The sequence below is a fragment of the Streptomyces sp. NPDC088810 genome (assembly GCF_044750305.1).
Lineage (GTDB): Bacteria > Actinomycetota > Actinomycetes > Streptomycetales > Streptomycetaceae > Streptomyces.
On sequence record NZ_JBIVJQ010000016.1, the window covers coordinates 155376 to 172883 of the forward strand.

A 17508-nucleotide genomic window follows, 5' to 3' on the forward strand; every position below is an offset into this window, starting at 1 on the left:
TTGCCGAGGCGGCTGTTCCAGCGGGTCGCGCCGCCACTGTGAACGGAGCACTCCTGCAAGAGACGGGAGGGCGATCGCATGCTCCCGGCCACCGGCAAGCACACGACGTCCCACCCGCGTGAGGGGGAGCTGACATGAAGGACGGCGACGCCATCCGCCCAGACGGCGGACTGCCTGCGGCGTCGAGGACGGCGCTGCGCGGTCCGGCCGTGCGGCGGCTGCTCGCACTGCGGGCAGGGAAGAAGCTGACAGCAGTCCATGTACGGGTGGCTGCGGACGCGCCTGGGGTGTCGGAGCGCACGGTGTGGCGCTGGCTGGCCACCGCTCAGAGCGATGAGACCGCGGTCGCCAACCCCGGCGCACGCTCCCGGGTCGATGCAAGGTTCACGGTCACGCCCGAGGTCCGTGGACTGTTGGCGCTGTGGAAGGGGAACGTGCGGGCGGTCCACCGCGAACTGGTCCTGCGTGCTGCCAGGCAGTCTCCGCCTGCAGACGCACCGTCGCTGACGACGCTGCACCGGGCGATCCGCCGTGATCTGACGTCGGGGGAGCGGGCCGGACTTGCGGGTGGGGAGCGGGCGGCGCGCAAGCACGACGTATTCCTGGCCCGGCCGCGGGGCGGGCGGAACCAGGTTCAGGGATGTCTTGTCGTTCTCGGTCCATCGGGTGAGGGCGGGCACGGCCCGGCGCCGGCGCAGGTGGAGGCGGATGGTCGTCTCTGAGCGGGTGGCGCCGCGGCGTGACCGTGCTGCCTTGGTGCATGGTGGTGAGCCAGGCGCGGATCTCATGCCGCCGCCGCGGCCGCCGCATTGCTCCACCCCGCCTCGAGCGGCCACCCCCTGGATGGGCTGAACGTTGTCGGCAGCCCGCCAGCTGCGTCGCAGAGCGGGACGTACCGCCGCCGGTCCAGCGATGCGACGGCTGTTGCTTGTCTCGCCTCATGAACCCACCCTCAATCGGACGCAGATCGCCTGCCGGCCGGCGCGGCCCCAGCCCACGGCGCGAGGCAGCCGATGGACGCAAATCGCGCACGACAGTTGTCCGTCTCGGCGCCTGTGCCAGTGCGCAGCACAGGACGCACGAGCATCACAGAGGGAGGGAGTTCGGGTCTAGATGTGACGCGAGGGAGACGGCGGCCTCACTTCCCGTACGAAGCCCGAGAAGTGGTGCCGTTGTTGGTCCCGTCGCACCCGTCGCCACAGGCTGCTTGCGCGGCCTGCTGTGCCGACTGACGCGACCGGGCAACGACGACGCCGCCCCTTTCCACACCTGAGGTATGAGGAGGGGCGACGTCATGAGCTGGCGGCCGGCGCCCGCGGTGCCACGCGGCCACTCCGTGACTGGCGGCTCTGCGTGGGCGGTGACGTTGAATCCTGTGACCGTCATCCGCCGGGAATGTCGGCACATACCGGATTCTCGTTCTGGAGCGTGGCCGCCAGCGCTATCAGGGTGATGCGGATCATCTGACTCAAGCGGCCGAGAGCGAGGGCGGACGCATCATCGTGGATGAGTACCTTGACGGAGTTCACATGCAGTTGGTCGGTGCTGGACAGGTGCGGCAGGCCGGCGAGTAGTTCGTGGGACGGCCTTGCGGTCGCGGCGAGCGCGATGTCGGTGAGGCGGAGCTGGCCGAGCATTCCAGGGACGTCCTGACTGCTGTCGCTGGCCCCGTCAAGGGCGAGGGCATGGATGCTCAGCGCGAGCAGGGTCTGCAGCAGCCTGTCGGCTGAGGCGGGCTGCATCGACCAGTTCCGGTAGCGTTCATGGCGGTCGCCGCGTTCTCCCGGGATCTGATCGGCTGCCTCCATGATACGGCTGCTCCAAGCGGTGCACTGCGGCCAGATGTCCGCGATCGCCTCACGTTCGTCTCGGCATGCAGTGGTGGTGTGCCGGGGCCTGCACACACCGCGGCCATGGCTAAAGGCAGCGCGCGTTGAGGATTTGCCCGCTGACGTCAGCAGACTGCGTCTCACCGAAGAACACGGAGCCGATTACTCGGGTGCGGTAGCTGTAGAGCGGGTCCGAATTGCGGTACTCACAGGTGTACTTCGCCGTGGTCGTACGGTAGGGGGCGGGCATTGGTACTGCCGGCCGGACTGAGCGACGGTGAGCCACCGGCCCGGTCCCGGGTTGCACCACTCGATCTCGGACTCGCTGTTGCACGAGAACGGGGCGTGCGGTGTGCAGCTCTTGATGCCGCCCACATCAGTCATCTTGTTGCCGCTGTAGTTCGGTTTTTCTGCGCGGAAGGTGCAAGTGACGGTGTCGTCCGATGGGGTGGCGCTGTTCGCGGATACCTGCACAATCCGTTCCGTAGGCCCCCGAGCCGGGTTCGTCGGCGGCATAGGTGGTCGTGGGATGCGATCAAGAGCGCGGCCGCCGTAACCGTCAGCAGGCGCGCTAAGTGGCTTCCCCGCAAGCTTCCTCCTCTTGAGAGTCTCCGTTGAACGTGTGAGGAACGACCGACGTTATGAGTGGACTTCGGGCTTCAGTAGGTCACATCAGGTCGTTCCGTCAGATAGATCCGCGCCGCTGTTCTAGGCTGCACAGCTCTGTCGGCAGCACTGCCCGGCGTCGGCCCAGGCTCCGCAACACGGCTGGGCGGCGGTCGGCATCGTTCGCCGGCTCCTTGGAGGTTGATCACCGAGCACGAGCCCAGTGCCACCGGCCCGTACATGCACGACCTCCCGCCCCGCACGTACGTCAACGTGCTGCTCCAGGGCGTGCTCGTTCCCCTTTCTGTCGTCTCGGAGTTACAGGGCTCGTGAAGATGGAGTAGCCGTCCTCAAGACGTGCACCGCAGCTGGGCAAGAAGCCGGACAGGCCTATCGCCGTCGTCGAAGCCGTCTCGAACCCCTTGACTACGGGTCCAGCTCGCTCGCTGCGCTGCACAGAGAAACACAGCCGGGTTCTGGTAGTTCCGCGGCGTCCAACGCCTTATCCAGTGGCAGCACCGGCACCCCGGCAGGCGCTTCCTCGCAGTCGACGGCGTGGATGACGCCCCGGCCGGAACCGGGGCCGCCGTCCAGCTTCTGCGGGACCCAGCCCGACGGCCGGCGCTCGCCGAGGATCTGCTGCTCCGTCGACGGCGGTGCAGCCGGGTCGTGGGGGCGTCGTCGTACGAGACGCCGGGCACGGCATTGCCCACCTGAAGAACTGGCGAGCCTTGGCCCGCCACCTCGGCCGCCGCGAGCACATGAGTCCTTTCGTCGCTGTGCGTCTCGGCTGCCTGCCCCGCCCCCAGGGGCAGAGCATCTGTCGGTGATCTGCTGGGTGCGGCATTTCACGGCACGTCCTTCTCCCAGGGGTCGTTCAGCGGAGTGAGACCGAAGGTGCGGTGGAGCCGCGTCTGGGTCGCCTTGAGGTCCTTGATGCCTTCGCTGAACTGTTTCCAGCCCCGGGCCTCCTGCGCGGCCTCGCTGGGGCTCTTGCTCTGCGGGCTCGCCAGCCGGTTCGCGTTCAGAATGCCGCCTGCGCCGTGGCGGAGATGGCTGAGGGCGGCCGACCAGGTGGCCTGGGTCTTGCGGTCGGGGATGGGGCCGTATTCGCGGACCCGGTCGAGGGTGTCGAAGAAGGGTCCGAAGTCGTGCACCCAGTCGTCCTGGGTCTGGAGGTCCTGGATGTCGACGGCTTGGCTGACCAGGCTGACGAACTCGGATTCGCCTCCTGAATTCCACCAGTAGATGACGTTGTTGGCGATGTACGAGGGATCGGCGGTCAGCGCCGAGTGGGTGGTCGGCGTGGCGGTGTCCACCGGTGTCAGCGCGGGCGTCGCTGTCTGCGCCGGTGTCGGCTCGTCGGTTGGTGTGGTCTGCGGGCCGCCCGAGCAGGCGGCCAGCGCTGAGGCGGTGAACGCGGTGAGGAACAGGGTGCGGATGCGCGGGGGATGACGCGCGGGCCGGTTCATCGCTGGGCCCTGTCGATGAGGTGGGCGAGGAGGAGGCCGCGGGGGATCAGCTGCGCGATCTGGACGTGCTCGGTGTCCGCGTGGGCGCCGCCGCCCACCGCGCCTAGGCCGTCCAGCGTCGGGCAGCCCGCAGCCGCGGTCCAGTTGCCGTCCGAGGCGCCGCCGACGGCGATCCCCCGCAGGGGGTCCTGGCCCAGTTCGGCGGCGAGGCGGGAGGCTAGGGCGAACAGGTCGGCTGAGGACTCCGGTTGCATGGGCGGCCGTTCCGCACCGCCCCGGATCTCCAGCCGCGCGCCGGGACTTTGCACGGTGAGTTCCCGCATCAACTCGTCGGTCCACTCCTGTGCGTCCACGGTCGGGACGCGTACGTCCACCGACACCCGCGCCTGTGCGGGCACCGTGTTGCGCGCGCTGCCGGCCGACAGCAGGGTGGGGGTGACCGTCGAGACGCCCAGGACCGGGTGGGCGGCCCCGACGGCGCCCATCGCGGCCCCGATGCCGACGACGGCTAGCACCTGGTGGGCGGCCTCGACGGCGGCGTTGACCCCCTGGTGCGGTTCCTGCCCGGCGTGCGCGGCCCTGCCGTGCACCACGACCTCGTACCGTGAGGTGCCCTTGCGGGCGGTCTTGAGCGCGCCCTCCTCGTCCGCGGCCGCTTCCAGCACGAGGGCGGCCGCGCATGCCCGCGCCGCCTCCTCGATCAGCTTCCGGGCGGTTGGGGAGCCGACCTCCTCGTCCCCGGTGACCAGTACGCACACCCCGTCCAAGGAGGACAGTGAGGCCAGCGCGTGGAACATCTGCACCAGGCCGGCCTTCATGTCCAGGACCCCGGGTCCCCGGGCGATCCCGTTGGCCACCGACCAGGGACGCTCCTCGAGCGAGCCGATGGGCCAGACCGTGTCGTGGTGCCCCAGCAGCAGCACCCGCGGGGTGCCGAAGGCCCACCGCAGATGGGTCACCCCGTCGATGACGATCCGCTCCGGCCCGGTCCCCAGCAGCCTCGCGCCGAGGGCGCCGACCACCTCGGCGCTGCGGGCCACCGCCGCATGGTCGGCCGAAAAGGACTCGCAGGTGACGAGTTCCTTCAGATCGGCCAGCATCGCCGGCAGGGTTAGCGCGGCCCCCCGGGTCATCGGCCCCGCCCCTTTTCAATTCCCCGTCGTGACAGCACACTTCCCCCTCGCGTCTCATGGGCCATTGGGGCAGCAGCGGCGCACTCTCCTCCGGTGCGCCGCCGCGTGAACGACGTTAAGACTGGGCCAGGCATGACACCAGCGACTGGATTGCATGGGATCTATGCGCCACAGGAATGTGTTCGGGCATGATGGTCGAGCGGCCGGATGAGGGTCGTGGCGGCCGGGGTCTTGGCGGTGGGAGGAACGTGTTCGAGATCGACGCGCTGCGGCTGCTCGTGACCGTGGCCGAGACCGGGTCGTTCACGCATGCCGCCGCCCGGCTCAACTACACGCAGTCCGCGGTGTCCCGGCGGATCGCCACGCTGGAACAGCAGGCGGGCGGGCCTCTGTTCGAACGGCTGGCGAGGGGCGTACGGCTCAATCCCGCCGGACGCGCGCTGCACCGGCACGCCGTGGAGGTGCTCGACCGGCTGGCGCGGGCGCAGCGGGAACTGGTCGTCCTGCACGCGGGGCACGGCGGACTTCTGCACGTGGGCGCGTTCGCCACCGCCAACATCCGGCTGGTGCCCACCGCCCTGCGCGCCCTCCATCAGGCCAGGCCGGACGTCGAGGTCGTCGCGGTCGAGGGCCCGACCGACACGCTGATGCGGCGCATCGCGGACGGGGCGCTCGACCTCGCGGTCGTCAGCGACTATCCCTCCGGGCTGCCGTCGGCCGACGGGGTCACCACGACCGAACTGTGCGAGGACGAACTGCTCGTCGCCCTCCCCCGTGAGCACCGTTTGGCCGAAGCCGGGACGGTCGATTTGCGCGAACTCCGCGACGAGTCCTGGGTACAGAGCGCCTACGGCGACCGCCCGACGATGCTCGCCGACGCCTGCGCCCGGGCGGGCTTCACCCCCCACAAGATCATCCGGATCGCGGAGTGGACCGGAAAGTTCGGCTACGTCGCCGCCGGACTCGGCGTAGCACTGGTCCCTTCGCTGGCCGCCTGGGCCCTCCCCGACGAACTCGTCCTATGCCGCCTCACCGACCCCGCCCTGCGCCGCACCCTACACGTGGCCCTGCCCGCAACCCCCCTGCCAGCGGCACTGGAACTGCGGGACCTGCTGCGCGACGCCGTCGGCTGAACCGCCGTAGTGGCGTTTCGTCGGCCCAGGTGGGCGGGCGACACCACGTCGTCCGGGCTCGTGGCCGGGGTCCGACGGCCCGCCGTGTCGGAGCTGTCTGTACTTCTCAACTGGCCAGCAGCCGGGACCAAGTGGACGAGTGCGCGGAGGCCATCGCCACCCTGGAGGCCGCCGTCGCCCAGCAACGGCAGATCTACGACCTGATCGGCAGCGGAGTCCTCGCGGCCGCCCTGTTGTACGACCCGGGCCGGGGCGAGCGCCAGCGGCACGAGCTGCGGCAGTACGCGCAGCGCACCGCGTACCGGATGCGGGACACCTCGGTGCAGTGCTGCACCGTGGGCGATGGCGGGGCAGGGAGTGGTGCGGCACCCGGCGGGCGCGGTACGTCCGCTTCCCGCCCGCGGCGCGGTAGAGCGCGACAGCGTCCCTCCTGAACTCCTCCGAATACGGAGACTTACCTCCCACCTGGACATCCCTCCCTGGACCATCAAGATCCATTGTCAGGGTGTCCACTCCAAAGGATCAGCCTCATGCACAACCTCACCCTCGCCGGGTGACAGACCAAGACACTGGTCAACCCGCATGCCGTAGATCATTTACCGGACAGCCCTTAGGGATGCCGTAATCGAGTGGGACCGTGGCCTCCCGGGCGATGACTCAGGTGCGCAGCTGGTCGTCTTCGGCGGCGGTGGCTCAGGCGGCGGTGCTGGACGAAGCGCGATATGCGACGGCTGCTGAGGCCGTGTAGACGATAACGGTCATCCCGGCAATTGTCCGCGGCTTCCGCGAACCAGCAGCGGGTCGGCGTCCTCTCCGCTGCCGTGCAACCTGCGCGGCGCCGGTAAATGACAGTACGAGCACCGGGACCGGCAGCACAAAGGTCGCCAGGACCGCGCTGATCACCTTGAGAAGAGCACCGCTGGTCGCTGGACGGGAACTCCGGCCGCCGCGGCGCGGAACGCACTGGGGCTAGGCTCAGACCCTTGCGACGTTTGCGCGCGGCACTGAAGCCGAAAGCATCGGCATAGCCGACTGACCTTCCGATCTGCGCGATGCTGAGGTCGGTGTCGGTCAGAAGCGCCGCGGCCTCGTCCATGCGGCATTCCGTGAGGTAGGCGAGGGGCGGGCGACCCATCAGCTTGGTGAAGCGCTTGGCGAACAGCGCCCGGGAGACGTCGGCTCGAGTGGCCAGCGACGCCACGGTCCAGGTCTCGGCGGGCCGGTCGTGGAAGGCTTGTGAGCGAGGACTGGGTCGACGAGGCCCCGGTACCAGCAGGGCGCGTCGGCGCCGGCCTGGTCTAACCAGGTGCGCAACGTGCACACCAGGACCCAGTCGAGGAGCCGGTCCATCAGCGCCTGAGAACCGGCCGAGAGAAGGGCGGCGTCGGCGGCGGCCGTCTCCAGCCAGGCCCAAACCTCGACGTCCTCCTTGATCACCAGGACGGGCGGCAGGGCACGCAGGAGCCGCTCGTGGCGGTGGCCCGAGGCTCGGTAGGCGCCCACGATCAGTGCGGTCCGTTCGCCGCCATGGGGAACGGTCGGCAGGTGCACGGATGGGCCGAATCAGTCGGGGTGGACGATGCGACTGTCGTAGGCGAAGACCACCGCCTGGACGCGGTCGCGCAGTTCAAGCTTCTGAAGGATGCGCCCCAGGTGGGACTTCACTGTCGCCTCCGCGAGGCACAGCGTGGCCGCTATCTCCGCGTTGGACAGGCCGTGGGCCACCTGGACGAGGACCTGGCGTTCGCGGGTGCTGAGCAGGCGCAGCCGTTCCTGCTGCCGGTCACTGCAGCCGCTGGGGATGTGCGGGGAGAACTTCTCCAGCAGCCGCCGGGTGATCCGGGGGGAGACGACCGCGTCTCCGGCGGCGACGTCGCGAATGGCGGTGAGCAGCACTTCGGGCCGGACGTTCTTCAGCAGGAAGCCCGCTGCACCGGCCCTGAGCCCGGCGAACGCGTACTCGTCGAGGTCGAAGGTGGTGAGGATGAGCACCCTGCTCTGCGGTGAGACCCGGGTGATGCGACGGGTCGCCTCGATGCCGTCCGTACCCGGCATGCGGACGTCCATGAGGACGACGTCGGGGCGCAACTGCCGGGCCAGCCGGATCGCTTCGTCGCCGTCCGCGGCGCCCCCGACCGCTCTCATGTCCGGCTGAGCGTCCAGCACGGTGGTGAATGCCATGCGCAGCAGTGCCTCGTCGTCGGCGAGGAGAACGCGGATGGTCACGCTACCACGTCCGCTTCACGGCCGAGGTCGAGGCGGGCGGCGACCTGCCAGCCACCGCTCGGCAGTGGTCCGGCCCGCAGCGTCCCGCCGTGGGCGGCAGCTCGTTCGCGCATGCTTCGGATACCGAGGCCCGATGCGGCGTCGGCATCCCAGCGGGGCGGTCCGTCGTCCGTGACGTCGACCGTGACGGTATCGGTCAGGCACTGGATCCTGATGCGCGCGCGGGTGCCGCGAGGCGTGTGTTTGAGCGTGTTGGTCAAGGCTTCCTGCACCAAGCGGTAGACGGTCAGTTGTGCGGCGACGGGAACGCGCGCCGGGTCGCCCCTGATCTCCAGGCGGGTCGGCAAGTCGGCACGGCGCATCTGCTCGGCGAGGCTCTCCAAGTCGGCCATGCCGGGCAGCGGGTGTCGCTGCGCGTCCGGCTCGTCGGTCCTCAGAAGGTGAAGGGAGCGCCGCATGTCGGTCAGCGCCTGCCGGCCGGTCTCGGAGATCTGGCGCAGTGCGGCTGACGACGTGTCGGCCGACTGTGCGTAAGGAGCGGAGTCGGCCAGGGCGACCATGACGGACAGGTTGTGGGTGACGATGTCGTGCATCTCGCGGGTGATGCGGCTCCTCTCCTCCGCCACTGCGAGCCGCGCCTGCTGGTCCCGTTCGCGTTGGAGCTGTGCCGCTCGCTCTCTGAGGGCGCGCGTGTTCGCCCCGAGGGAGGCGGCAGCAGCAGCGAGCGCGCTGAGCGCGACGGCGGTGGGCAGCCAGCGTCCCTCGGTCGCCCAGCGCTGGCAGGCCAGCAGTATGCCGCCCTCCATGATGAGGCAGGCGATCAGCAGCCGCTGCCGCGTAGTGTATGCGGCCACCGTGTACAGGGCGACGAGCAAGCTGATCTCAGCAGGCAGTTGGTAGCCCAGCAGCCACTGGGCGAACGCTGCGGCGGCCACGGCGCAGAACACCGCCCAGGGAGTCCGGCGGCGCCAGATCAGGGGCAGGAGAAGCCCTGAGCTGACCGCCACTGCCGCGGGTTCGGCGGCGACCGCGGGCAGCGTGGCCGCCCCCAGCGCAGTCACCAGCAGGACGTCCCACGCGAGGCTCGGGATGTTCCGAGCGCCGGCATGAAGCACGGCCGTTGCCGGCCGGGCGGACAGGAGTGCGTAGACACGGGGCGGTGTCATCGATCACCGGGCCCTGGTGGCGGGCCAGTTGAGTGCTGCTGCTGTGATCATGTGCTTGTTCCCTCGCGGATAACGCCTGCGCCGGTCGTGCAGGTCGACAGCCGGTCGTGCAGGTCGGCAGGTCGTATCGGTGGTGACGGCCGTATCGGTGGTGACGGCCGTGTCGGTGGTGACGCTTGACAACGCTAGGCCGCTGGGACGACGGCGACATGAGCCCGTCGTCTGAACGCGCCTCTTCCGGACTGCTCCCTCAGGAGGAGCGACGGTCCTACCCCGGTGGCAAAGTCGGCCTCTGACCTGGGGCCCTGCACCGTTCGTCAGGGGCCCGGGCGCGGTGGCGGGGTGCGTAGACCCCGCAACTGCGCCCGCAGTCGTAGACGACGCGTCGCACGTGATGCGGCTCAACCGCCGAAACGGCAGGTCACAGCCCCGTACAACACATCCGTCTCGAGGACTGCGCCGCCATGGCCGCGGAGCCTGGGCGACCGACCGTGAGCTGATGTGCCGAGCAGGTCCCGCAGCCTAGCTTCGGTAGTCGACATGCGGAGCAGCTGACGTACCCGCTGTCGATCACGTCATGTGACACCGAACGAACCGGAGGAGAGACCATGCTGAGAGTTCGTGGGACAGCTGTGATTGCCGCCGTGGCGGTTCTGGCGAGCGCATCCCTGGTCACCGCGTGCACGCCCCGGGGCGCCATCCCGGCCCGGGACGACGGACTGGCCCGATTCGAGCACCAGAAGATCATCTGGCACGGTTGCAAGGACGGACCGGAGGACACCGAAGGCGCGGCACTGGACGAGGCCGGAGCCCGGTGCGCCGAGCTCACCGTGCCGCTCAACTACCGGATTCCCGACGGCCGGAACATCAAGGTTGCCGTCTCCCGGTTGTCGGCCAAAGACACCGCCCACCGGCACGGCACGCTCCTCTACAACCCCGGCGGCCCTGGCCTGCCCGTCCGGTACCTCTCGCTGCAACTCCGCCGCGTCGCCCCCGCGTTGGCTGCCCGCTACGACGTGATCGGCATGGATCCCCGGTTCGTCGGACGCAGCACACCTCTCAAGTGCCACTGGCCGGCTGTCAGCATCGGCTCCGCCGGAAGGGACCGCGGCACATTCGACAGGACCGTGAGGCTGGCCAAGGATCTCGCCTCCCGCTGCGACAGCCGGCGGTCCGTTCTGCCCTACGCCTCGACGCGCAACACGGCCCGCGACATGGACGTCATCCGTGCCGCCCTCGGCGAGCAGAAGATCAGCTACCTCGGCTCCTCCTACGGCACGTACCTTGGACAGGTATACACGCAGCTCTTCCCGGACCGCACCGACCGCGTGGTGCTCGACAGCACCCTGAACGCCGACGCCTACGGACCGGACCTGACCGGCACCCTCGGCCCGTCCGTCACCCGAGCGCTGCGGCACTGGGCGGCCTGGGCGGCCCGCCGCGACGGCACGTACCATCTCGGCTCCACCACGGCCCGGGTCATGCACGCCATCAGCCGGCTCGACCAGAACATCGGCCGGGCTCCCGTCAAGGTCGGCACCCACACGGTCAGCAGTCGTAACCTGCCCCAGTTGCTGTGGAACGTCACCGCGGGAGACAGCGACGAGGCATACGCGAGCTACTCCGCTGACGTCAGGGTGCTGGTACGTGCGGCACACGGCGACACGGTCCGGCCCACCTCCACCCTCGACCAGGTCCTGACCGACCTGACCGCCCCGGACGCGGACGGAACGTTCGCCGCCCAGACCGCCATCGAGTGCGCCGACCGGGCAGCCGCGTCCCGCGAGCCGGACACCTACTACCGCGACATCCGGCAGCACCGCGCCGACGACCCCGTTTTCGGGCCCCTCACCCGGACCGTGACACCCTGCACCTTCTGGCCGACGACCCCCGCGGAGCCCCCCACCGTCGTGCACAACAGCGTGCCGCTGCTGATGGTGGGTGCCACGGGTGACCCGGCGACCGTGTACCAGGGCCAGTTGGCTGCCCACCGCGACCTGAGGAAGTCCCGGCTGATCACCTTGCGCGGCGCCTTCCGGCACACCGTCTACGCAGGTCTCTTCGCGCCGAAGAACGCCTGCATCGACGAGGCGGTCAATGACTACCTCGCCACCGGTGTCCTGCCCTCCCACGACAGCACCTGCCGAAGCTGACCCATGACCTTCCGCCTCATCGTCGACGGAAGCAGCAGCATGCGCTATCGCGTCGTGTACCAGCCGGAATTCAGCATTGTCGGGGCGAAGGCCCGGGTGCCGCGCGTGGACTTGGGGCCGAACCAGGAGCTCATCGAGTTCGTCCGAGGAATCGTGACGAGGCAAAGGAGATGCTGGAGAAGCTGTCCGACCAGGAGCCGCACGGCATCGTCGCGGTCTGCGACGACCTCCAGCCCAGCCGGGCGGAGGGCACCGACCTCGACTACTACCACTGGGTCGTCACCTCGAAGTCCGCGCCGGAGGGCATGGCCAGGCGGCCGGTGCCGACCGGGACATGGGCGGTCTTCACCACCTCAGGACCGGCGCCGGAAGCGATCCAGGCGCTGTACTCCCACCCGCCCGTGATCCCGCTGCACAGGACCGTCGACGACGGCGGGCCGGTGACCGAGCCCCTCGACGCCGTGTTCCTGTGCCGGTCAGGGTCCTGGGTGCCCTCTTGGTGCGATGACCAGTTCACAAAGCTGCTGGCCGTCTTCCCCGGCCGCGCTCGGCTCTTCCCCGGCAGCCAATGGACCCACCCGCGGCCCGACCCCCTGCCCCATGCCCGGCGCATGACCGGCAACTTGGCCGACCTACGCGCCCGAGTCGAAGCACAGACTGTGCCCACGCCGTCCGCGCCCGCACCGCAGCCGGCTCGGGACCGACAAGGACCAATGCCACCTTCACCAGGTGCTCGACGCTGACGTCAGCGTGTAACGGGAACACATCCTCGTACTCTTCGACGCGGACCTCCCTCGCCAGGCAAGTAAAGCGCTGGGCACCGTCGAAGAGGCGATCGGACGTGACGGCGATTCCACGACGGGACCCGTACCGACGCCGGCGGCTATGGCGAACCTCCCCCTCGCTGACTCCCACTGGCCAATCACTCGATTGGGTGGCCTCGCCGCCTGCGGGGCCCATCAGCTCCTCCTTGCGGGTGACGGTTTGTCAGTCCTGCCGCTTACCGTCCCGGTTCATCCGACTCAGCCGCGCCCTGGTGGCGCATGTTGCCCAAGGTGGTGACTTGATGAGCCTGACCTCCGGTCTTCACTGTCCACGCACCCCGCTACGCCGGTTCCTGGACCGCGAACTGTCGGCCGGTGCCCACCCGCTGCGCAAAAGCTTCCGGGCTCGGGACCGCAGCAGCCAGATCCTGATGCCGGGGCCTGGCGTCGGCACGGAGGCCGGCAACGTCGGCACCGCGATCGACTACCGGCTCCGCCTGGCATTCACCACCGCCGAACCAGTCGACCACGTCGCCCGTCTCGGCATCCTGCTCACCGGCTCCTACGAATCCGACGCACGGCAGCGGATGCGGGACGTGGGCGAAGAACTCATGGAGCGCCTCCAGGAGACGGTCATGCGTCTGCAGCTCGACAACCGAGAGCTCCCGATGGACCGCGCCCATGATGAGGAGGAGGACCTGGCCCGCCTGCTGATCGCCCAAGCCTGGTACCAGGTCAACTACCGCACCTCGATCGGGTTCGCCTTCACACCGCTGGCCATCGCCGCCCGAGAAGATCCCGGCGCCTTCACCCTGGACCGGCTGCTCCAGCTGCCACACCACGACATGGTGGCCGACGTCGTCGCCCAGCTCTACAAGGCCGCCGACGGCCCGCTGAACGACCTGCGGACCCGCACACGGCCGCAGGACTGCACGCCAGCGCCCACCTTCCCGACCGACCGCATCGCCGCGGACGCCGACCTGGCCGTCGATGGGCTGCTGCTCGACTTCAAAAGCACCCGGTACACCCGCACCCTGCGCCAAGCGGAAGCGTGGCAGCTGACCGGCTACCTGCTGCTCGACACAGACGACCGCTACCGGATCGACAGCCTCGGCCTGTACCTCTCACGCTCCGGCACGCTGGCCAGCTGGCCGGTGGAGGAGTACCTGGACCTGCTCGGAGCCTGCCGCCGCGAGATCCCCGCCTTCCGCGCCGCGTTCACCGAGCTGCTCGAAGGCTGCACGGCTGACGTCGAACCGTACGAGCAGGAGGAGGAAGACCGGGTTTGTGACCTCCTCAAGCGCCTGGCGCCCGTCGCCGCCCCAGGCCAGTGCCTGGTGTGCACCCAGCCCTGCCCCGCATCCGGACGCCGGCCCCGGGAGTTCTGTTCCTCCTGGTGCCGCAGCCGCGCCAAGTCCCTACGCAACAGGGGCCTACTGCCCGGCGGCCCGGACGTGCTGCTCCCTCGGCCGCGCCAGCGCCTGGACCTGCCCGACGACGCGGAGATCATGAGCCTCACACCCCGTTCCCCCCGGTAGATGCACACCTTGTGCGAGGGCGAGAGGCTTGAGCGCGCCCGGCAGCTCCGTACCGGCCTCGCACAGCTCATCCGCTCCCGGCGTTTTCACGCGCCCCGGCCTGGTCCCGGCGGACGCTGCCCGGGGGCAGGGGGCTGCGGCACGGCCGTCTGCGCCGGCGCGGACGGTGGCCGTGGTGTCCGGGCACGGGCGGCCTGGCCCCGCAGCAGCCGTTCGGCCATGGCCTGGATCTGGGCGGCCCGGTCGGCGAAGGGCCGCGCGCCGTCCCGGGCCGCAGGACGCAGGAAACCCTCCTCGTCGTAGCGGGCCCGGTAAGCGGCACTGGCCTGCTGCGCCGAGAGAGGGGCGATGGCGGCTGCGACAGTGGGAGTGAGGCCAGCCTGGTGAGTCAGGTGCGGCCGGTCGGCCTGGCGCCAGGCCAGCCCGGTGACGTCGACCGCCAGGTCACCGGGGTGCTCAAATTCCACGCTCGTCGCCAGTGCACGGGCCGCAGGCGTACTCGCTGCTGACCGAGAAAATCATCTCCACCGGCCTGGCCACCGGCGACCCGGCCCGCGCTGTGGCGCTTCTCGAACGCAGCCGCGGTCTGTTGTCCGAAGACGCCATGGACATCCGCAGGGACACGAGTCGGCTCGAACCCGCTCTGGCCGACGAACTACGAGCCGTTTCCACACACCTGCGTGCTCTGGACGCCCGGGACCGCGCCATCTCCCAGAGCATCGACCGGCAGCGGGAACTCGACCGAAAGATCGCCGCCGAGCGCGTCAGGCTGACCACCCGCTGGACACGGCTGCGCGCCATGGTCCCCGAGCCCGCACCCCTCGACCTGGCTGCGATTGCTGCCGACGGCCCCGTCGTCATGGTGGCGTCGGTCTCCTCGGGCGCCCATGCCCTCCTGCTCACCGGCAATCATGAGCAGCCCGTACGCGTCCTCGACCTTCCCGCACTCGACTTCCACACCGCGAGCGAACGCGCCCTGACCTTCCTCACCGCCCGCCACTATGCCACCAGCGATGCCTACCCCCTACGGGTGCGCCTCAGCGCGCAGGCCGAGGTGCGCGACACCCTGGCCTGGCTGTGGGAGTGCGCCGCCGAACCCGTCCTGCGGGCGCTCGACCTGACCTCGACGCCCGAGGACACCTGGCCGCGCCTTTGGTGGTGTCCACTGGGCTTCCTGGGCTATCTGCCCTGGCACGCGGCCGGCGCGGGCGCGGGCGTACTGGACCGGGTGATCTCCTCGTACACGGCGAGCCTGCGCGCGCTGGACTTCGTGCGGAGTATACCGCCGAGCGCCGGCGACGGGCGGACGCTGATCGTCTCCCAGTCTGAGCCGCCCTCCGCATCCGCACTGCACGGCGTGGAGGCTGAGGTGGCTGCCCTGCACACGCTGCTGCCCGACGCCACGCTGCTCGCCGGGCCCACGGCGACCCGGGCGAACGTGCTGGCCGCTCTCCCGGGCCACGCCAACGTCCACTTCGCCTGTCACGCGATGACCGAGGCGCACACGCCGGGCATGAGCAGACTGCTGCTCGCCGACCACGAGGCGGCCCCGCTGACCGTGGCCGACCTCGCGGCCCTGCATCTGACCGGCCGACAGTTGGCGGTGCTCTCGGCATGCAGCACGTCCGAAGTCAGCCCCGACCTCACCGACGAAAGCCTGCACCTGACCGGTGCCTTCCAGCTCGCCGGGTTCCGCCACGTCATCGGCGCCCAGTGGCCGGTCAGCGACAGCGTCGCCGGCGAAGTCTCGCGCTCCTTCTACGGCCACCTCACCGGCTCGGGCAGCCATGCACCGCGCACCGACGACTCCGCCCGCGCCCTGCACACGGCGGTGCGGGAACTGCGCGAGCGGTACCCCGCAACTCCGACGATCTGGGCGTCGTACGTCCACACGGGGGCCTGACAATGAACGAGCCGCACGGTCTCTCGGAGAAAGCCACCGTCCTGCTGACCACCGCTGCTTGGCTGGGCCCCGACCCGCTTCCGCCGGGCCTGCCGCAGGCGTCCGCCGATACCATGGAGGAACTCGCGGGACAGGGCATGCTTGTACGGCACCAGGACGGCGGCCACAGCCTTCCCGAGGAAGCCCGACGTAAGGTCCGCGCCACGTACGGCACCCGCGGCCGCGACGAGGCGATCCTCGCCCTTGGCGACTTCCTGGGACAACCGGGCAGTCCGAGCGAGACGGCACGCTGCCTGTTCATGCTGCCGCACCTGATGTACTGGACAGAACAGACTCGGCCCGAGGACGACTTTCCGGCCGGGGCCATGATCGTCAACCGTACGGTGGTCCTGTTGCTGGAGAACGACATGGGCGCCAAGGCCGTTCCCCTTGCCCAGCGCTTCGTACGGACCTGTGAAGCACAAATCGGCCGGGACGCGCCAGCCACCTTGACTGCCCGTTCAAACCTGGCCGCCGCCCATGACCAGGCGGGCGAGTCCCTACGCGGCGCCCGGCTGCTGGAGAAAGTCGTCGAGGCGCGCATCGCGGCCCTGGGCGCGGACCACCCCTCGGTCTGGGACGGATACAACAACCTGAGTGGCAGCTATCTGCGGGCGGGCGAGTACGAGCGCGCTCAGCAGATCGTGGAACGGCTTATCGAGCACCGCACCGAGACGCTGGGGCCCCGCGACCGCGCCACGCTCATGGCCCGCAACAACCTCGCCGTGATCTGGGAACGGGCCGGGCGAACCGCCGAGGCGGTCGCGCTGTGGCAGGAGATCTTCCCTATGTTCGAGGCCGCGCTGGGCGCGGGCGACTCCGACACGCTGGCGATCGGGGCAGCGCTGTACCAAGCCCGCCAGTCACTGCAGGAACAGCACGTCTCCAAGGAGGCCGCACAGCGGGACCGCGCCGAGGATCTGGCAGAGATCGAGCAGCGGGTGGCGCATCTCTCCGCCGATCCCGAGCAGATCTCACTCCCGGCGGTCGCGGCGCTGGTCGAGCTGGCCACGGCGCTGCGTGACACAGGGCGTCTCGACGAGGCCGAGGCCGCGTTTACGGAGGCCATCGACAAGGGCCGGGGCGCCCTCGGGGACGGTCATCCGGTGGTCGTCTCTGCCCGGTACCGGCTCGTTCACATCTATCGGCTACGCGGTCACACCGACGTGGCGCTGGCCGCGGCCCGGGCAGCGTTGGCGGAGGCAGAGCGTAGCCTGGGCCGCACCCATTACGAGACTCTGATCACGGCCGCCAACGTCATCTGCCTCGTCCTCGAAGGTCAACAGATGGAAGAGCACGAAGAGTTGCTGGAGGACCGCCTCGCGGACATCATCGAAGGACTCGGCTTCACCCATCCCCTGGTCCGGGCCCTCGCCGCGTACCGCGCTTCGCTCACACTCAGGCAACCTGACTGGAGGCGGTGACGGGTACCGCGTAGGGCGATCGCCCCCTATGGCGTAGCTGATGGTGTGCTTATTGATCTTGATTGTGGCCTGCTGTTGTTCAGTTGTACTGGGTGGTAGTTCTGGTCAGTCGGTGGGGTTTA

General features: G+C 69.7%; 15 protein-coding genes and 1 pseudogene. 8 read left to right on the forward strand and 8 right to left on the reverse strand.

The window, feature by feature from the left end:
• Nucleotides 1-134: 134 nt before the first annotated feature.
• On the forward strand, nucleotides 135-722 hold the full coding sequence (locus tag ACIP4Y_RS35915; protein ID WP_401400561.1) for a hypothetical protein: 588 nt from the start codon (nucleotides 135-137) through the stop codon (nucleotides 720-722).
• 660 nt (nucleotides 723-1382) lie between these two features.
• Here ACIP4Y_RS35915 and ACIP4Y_RS35920 read toward each other — a convergent pair.
• From ACIP4Y_RS35920 to ACIP4Y_RS35930, 3 genes are all read right to left on the reverse strand, one after another.
• The gene (locus ACIP4Y_RS35920; RefSeq protein WP_401400564.1) at nucleotides 1383-1808 is read right to left on the reverse strand and encodes a hypothetical protein; all 426 of its coding nucleotides are present in this window, start codon (nucleotides 1806-1808) and stop codon (nucleotides 1383-1385) included.
• A gap of 1475 nt (nucleotides 1809-3283) precedes the next feature.
• Nucleotides 3284-3907, reverse strand: a complete 624-nt coding sequence (locus tag ACIP4Y_RS35925; protein ID WP_401400567.1) for a hypothetical protein — start codon at nucleotides 3905-3907, stop codon at nucleotides 3284-3286.
• The gene (locus ACIP4Y_RS35930; protein WP_401400570.1) at nucleotides 3904-5007 is read right to left on the reverse strand and encodes a M20/M25/M40 family metallo-hydrolase; all 1104 of its coding nucleotides are present in this window, start codon (nucleotides 5005-5007) and stop codon (nucleotides 3904-3906) included. The genes ACIP4Y_RS35925 and ACIP4Y_RS35930 overlap by 4 nt, the downstream gene beginning before the upstream one ends.
• A gap of 281 nt (nucleotides 5008-5288) precedes the next feature.
• On the opposite strand from ACIP4Y_RS35930, the gene ACIP4Y_RS35935 reads away from it, so the two are divergent.
• Together ACIP4Y_RS35935 and ACIP4Y_RS35940 are read left to right on the forward strand one after the other, a co-directional pair.
• Nucleotides 5289-6173 (forward strand): LysR family transcriptional regulator, encoded by an 885-nt coding sequence (locus ACIP4Y_RS35935; RefSeq protein WP_401400573.1) that lies wholly within the window; start codon nucleotides 5289-5291, stop codon nucleotides 6171-6173.
• A 131-nt stretch (nucleotides 6174-6304) separates the two neighbouring features.
• Nucleotides 6305-6607, forward strand: coding sequence for a hypothetical protein (locus ACIP4Y_RS35940; protein WP_401400576.1), 303 nt, complete (start codon nucleotides 6305-6307; stop codon nucleotides 6605-6607).
• 176 nt (nucleotides 6608-6783) lie between these two features.
• Here ACIP4Y_RS35940 and ACIP4Y_RS35945 read toward each other — a convergent pair whose 3' ends face one another.
• The 4 genes from ACIP4Y_RS35945 to ACIP4Y_RS35960 are packed head-to-tail and all read right to left on the reverse strand — an operon-like array spanning nucleotide 6784 to nucleotide 9565.
• Nucleotides 6784-7308, reverse strand: coding sequence for a helix-turn-helix domain-containing protein (locus ACIP4Y_RS35945; protein WP_401400643.1), 525 nt, complete (start codon nucleotides 7306-7308; stop codon nucleotides 6784-6786).
• On the reverse strand, nucleotides 7308-7724 hold the full coding sequence (locus tag ACIP4Y_RS35950; RefSeq protein WP_401400579.1) for a cupin domain-containing protein: 417 nt from the start codon (nucleotides 7722-7724) through the stop codon (nucleotides 7308-7310). The genes ACIP4Y_RS35945 and ACIP4Y_RS35950 overlap by 1 nt, the downstream gene beginning before the upstream one ends.
• 12 nt (nucleotides 7725-7736) lie before the next feature.
• Nucleotides 7737-8399 carry a response regulator gene (locus tag ACIP4Y_RS35955; protein ID WP_401400582.1) on the reverse strand — a complete coding sequence of 221 codons (663 nt, stop codon included), beginning with the start codon at nucleotides 8397-8399 and terminating at the stop codon, nucleotides 7737-7739.
• Entirely contained in the window at nucleotides 8396-9565 is a 1170-nt protein-coding gene (locus ACIP4Y_RS35960; RefSeq protein ID WP_401400585.1) for a sensor histidine kinase, read from the reverse strand. Before ACIP4Y_RS35960 ends, ACIP4Y_RS35955 begins: the two co-directional genes overlap by 4 nt.
• A 644-nt stretch (nucleotides 9566-10209) precedes the next feature.
• Here ACIP4Y_RS35960 and ACIP4Y_RS35965 point away from each other — a divergent pair.
• The 3 genes and pseudogenes from ACIP4Y_RS35965 (at nucleotide 10210) to ACIP4Y_RS35975 (ending at nucleotide 14020) form a co-directional block, all read left to right on the forward strand.
• A complete protein-coding gene (locus ACIP4Y_RS35965; protein ID WP_401400587.1) occupies nucleotides 10210-11718 on the forward strand; it encodes an alpha/beta hydrolase in 1509 nt (502 codons plus the stop codon).
• 3 nt (nucleotides 11719-11721) lie between these two features.
• Nucleotides 11722-12107, forward strand: a pseudogene (locus ACIP4Y_RS35970) (GyrI-like domain-containing protein); the annotation flags it as partial.
• 677 nt (nucleotides 12108-12784) lie between these two features.
• Nucleotides 12785-14020, forward strand: a complete 1236-nt coding sequence (locus ACIP4Y_RS35975) for a hypothetical protein (protein WP_401400590.1) — start codon at nucleotides 12785-12787, stop codon at nucleotides 14018-14020.
• An 86-nt stretch (nucleotides 14021-14106) separates the two neighbouring features.
• Here ACIP4Y_RS35975 and ACIP4Y_RS35980 read toward each other — a convergent pair whose 3' ends face one another.
• Nucleotides 14107-14487, reverse strand: coding sequence for a hypothetical protein (locus ACIP4Y_RS35980; protein WP_401400593.1), 381 nt, complete (start codon nucleotides 14485-14487; stop codon nucleotides 14107-14109).
• A gap of 11 nt (nucleotides 14488-14498) precedes the next feature.
• On the opposite strand from ACIP4Y_RS35980, the gene ACIP4Y_RS35985 reads away from it, so the two are divergent.
• Both ACIP4Y_RS35985 and ACIP4Y_RS35990 read left to right on the forward strand, forming a co-directional pair.
• The gene (locus tag ACIP4Y_RS35985) at nucleotides 14499-15923 is read left to right on the forward strand and encodes a CHAT domain-containing protein (RefSeq protein WP_401400596.1); all 1425 of its coding nucleotides are present in this window, start codon (nucleotides 14499-14501) and stop codon (nucleotides 15921-15923) included.
• A 2-nt stretch (nucleotides 15924-15925) separates the two neighbouring features.
• Nucleotides 15926-17386, forward strand: a complete 1461-nt coding sequence (locus ACIP4Y_RS35990; RefSeq protein WP_401400598.1) for a tetratricopeptide repeat protein — start codon at nucleotides 15926-15928, stop codon at nucleotides 17384-17386.
• The last annotated feature ends 122 nt before the right edge of the window (nucleotides 17387-17508 follow it).